This window comes from Duganella alba (assembly GCF_009674495.1).
Classification (GTDB): Bacteria; Pseudomonadota; Gammaproteobacteria; order Burkholderiales; family Burkholderiaceae_D; genus Rugamonas; species Rugamonas alba.
Window position 1 is genome coordinate 1 of sequence record NZ_WKJN01000092.1, and the last position, 551, is coordinate 551.

Genomic DNA, 551 nt, shown 5'->3' on the forward strand with positions numbered 1-551 from the left:
GGCGCTGTCGTGCGCGCCGGCGGCCGGCGCCTGCAGGCGGCCGTCGTCGTCCGGCAGCAGCAGCGTGGCGCGGGCGCGGAAGGCGCGCTGGATGACGCTTTGCGTGGTGTCGAAGATTTGCTCGGTCTGCAGCGCGCCGGACAGTTCTCGGGCGAATTCGTACAGCGCCCGCGAGCGCCGCTCGCGGTGCGCCGCCACCCGCGCCTGGAAGCGCAGGTCGGCCGTCAGGTGGCCGGTGATCAGGCCCACCGCCAGCATCACGACAAAGGTGATCAGGTACTGGAAATCGGTCACGGCGAAGGTGAAGCGCGGCGCCACGAAGAAGAAGTCGAAGCAGGCCACGCTGACGCAGGTGGCCATCACCGACGGGCCGCGGCCGAAGCGCACCGCCACCAGCACCACCACCAGCAGGAACAGCATGGCGATGTTGGCCAGGTCGAGCCAGGCCAGCATCGGCGTGGCCGCCAGCGCGGTGGCGATGCTGGCCGCCGCCGCCACGATGTAGCCGGTGGCCCGGCGCCGCTTGCCCGCTCCGCCCGGCCCGCCGGCCG

General features: G+C 72.8%; 1 protein-coding gene. It reads right to left on the reverse strand.

Annotated elements, in window-relative coordinates:
• On the reverse strand, window positions 1-551 hold a 551-nt coding region (locus GJ695_RS29385; protein ID WP_154370609.1), incomplete at both ends, for a DUF4118 domain-containing protein.